The organism is Acidovorax sp. A1169 (assembly GCF_030704685.1).
Taxonomy (GTDB): domain Bacteria; phylum Pseudomonadota; class Gammaproteobacteria; order Burkholderiales; family Burkholderiaceae_C; genus Acidovorax.
In genome coordinates, this window is sequence record NZ_JAUZDX010000054.1 from 1 (window position 1) to 2,590 (window position 2,590).

Annotated in this window: 1 protein-coding gene; it reads left to right on the forward strand. The window is 68.1% G+C overall.

The genetic code is table 11. The features are described from left to right. Positions 1-2,590 (forward strand): hypothetical protein (locus QYL93_RS31755; RefSeq protein ID WP_305747417.1); only part of this gene is annotated, 2,590 nt, incomplete at both ends.

Genomic DNA, 2,590 nt, shown 5'->3' on the forward strand with positions numbered 1-2,590 from the left:
CTCGGCCCTGAACATCGTCGGTGGCGACACCATCGATGTGAGCAAGCTCAGCGTCACCGGCCAGGCCGGCAGCTACACCCTGACCACGGCCAACGTCACGGCCAGCAGTTCCACGGCTTTCGCAGTTACGCTCAATGCCGCAGACAAGCTGGCCATCAACGGCATCCTGAACACCAACGGCACCTCTGCCGTGGACACCACGGTGTTCAATCTGGCCGCTGCGGCCAGTTGGGATGCGACCACTACCTCGGGTGCAGACCTCACGGGCAACGCCGTCACCGTCACCAACGTCACCGCCCCCACCATCACCTCGGCCACCTACGACGGCACCACCAACACCCTGGTGGTCACCGGCACCGGCCTGGTCAAGACCCTCGGCGCCACCAACGACGTCACCGCCAACAAGCTCACCATCACCGGCGAGGGCGGTGCCACCTATTCCCTGACCACCACGGGCAATGTGGAGGTCACCTCGGCCACCAGCTTCACCGTCACCCTAACGGGCGCAGACATCGCCGGCGTCGCCTCGCTGCTCAACAAGAACGGTACTTCTTCGGCCAGCAGCGCCACCACCTACAACATCGCAGCCGCCGATGACTGGAACAGCGTGGTCACGGGGGGCAACATCGCCGACCTCACGGGCAACGGCATCACCGTTGCCAACGCCGCCCCCAGCATCCTCTCGTCCACCTACGACGCTGCCACCGGCATCCTCTCGGTCTCGGCCGTCAACATCGTCACTGGCGACACCATTGATGTGTCCAAGCTGTCGGTCGTCGGCCAGGGCGGGGGCTCCTACACCCTGACCAGCGCCAACGTCAACGCTGCCAGCGCCACCAGCTTCTCGGTCACCCTGAACGCCGCAGACAAGCTGGCCGTGGGCGGCCTGCTGAACAAGACCGGCACCTCTGCCGCCGACGCCACCGCCTTCAACCTGGCCGCTGCGGCCAGCTGGGATGTGACCACCACATCGGGTGCAGACCTGACCGGCAATGCGGTGACGGTGTCGAATGTCTCGGCCCCCACCATCACCAGCGCCACCTACGACGCCACCACCCACGTCCTTACCGTGACCGGCACGGGTCTGGTCAAGACGCTGGGGGCGACCAACGACGTCACGGTCAGCACCCTGGCCATCACCGGCGAAGGCGGCGTTGCCCGCACCCTGTCCACCACCGGCAATGTGGAGGTGCTCTCGGCCACCAGCTTTGCCGTGACCCTGGCCGGTGCCGACCAGGCGGCTGTGGAGGCGCTGTTCAACAAGAACGGCACCACCTCCAGCGGCGGCACCACCTATAACCTGGCCGCCGCCGACGACTGGAACAGCGTGGTCACCGGCGCCAACATCGCCGACCTCACCGGCAATGCCATCACGGTCTCGAACGTGCCCGTGCCCACCATCACCAGCGCCACCTACAACGCCGCCACCGGCGCCCTGGTGGTCACCGGCACCGGCTTCACCGCCCTGGGCGGGGCCACCAACGACATCCTGGCCGGCAAGTTCACCCTCACCGGCGAAGGCGGCGTGGGCCACACGCTGGCCGCCACCAGCAATGTGGAGATCACCAGCACCACCAGCTTCACCCTGACCCTGGGTGCAGCCGACCGGACGGCCGTGAACGCCCTGGCCAACAAGAACGGCAGCACCTCCACCGGCGGCACCACCTACAACCTGGCTGCGGCCGAGGACTGGGCCGCCGGGGCGGATGCCGCCGTGGTGCTGGCCGACCTCACGGGCAATGGCGTCACCGTGGCCAGTGTGGCCGTGCCCACCGTCACCAGCGCCACCTACAACGTGGGCACCGGCGTGCTGGTGGTCACCGGCACCGGGCTGCTGGGCCGGGCGGGCGCTGCCAACGACATCATCGCCAACAAGCTGACCTTCACCGGCAAGGCCGGCGGCACCTACACGCTGACCAACACCGCCGATGCCGAGATCGCCAGCGCCACCAGTTTCACCCTGACGCTGAGCGCCACCGACAAGGCCGCCGTCAACCTGCTGCTGGACAAGGCCGGCCTGGCCTCCATCGACAACAACACCTACAACATCGCGTTCGCCGAGGACTGGAACGCCGGGGCTGATGCGGCCGTGGTGATCGCCGATCTCACGGGCAATGCGGTCACCGCCGCAGGCTTCCCCTCGGACGGTGGCCCCACCCCACCCACCGGCACCCCCATCGACGGCGTGCCCGTCACCACCGAGCCCGGCCCCGGTGGCTCCACCATCATCACCATCCCGGTGGTGGTGCCCACCCGGCCCGACACCCCGGGCACACCCTCCCCGCTGGCCGACATCCCCCTGGTCACCTCGCCCAGCGGCACCCCCATCGTCTCGGTGGGTGTGCCCACCGGGGTCGGGCTGCAGGCGGAAGGCCTGTCCACCACGACCACGGGCTCTGCCGCCCTGGCCGAGCTGGGGTTCCGCATCGAGCGGGTCACCGGCAACAACCCCGAGCTGACCAATGCCGGCCAGGTGTTCTATGCCACCCTCAATCCCAATGAACCGCTGTCGGTGCAGATCTTGAAGCCCACCATCGGTGCCGGCTACGACGGCACCCAGCCCCTGGTGATCACCGGCAGCAACAACCCC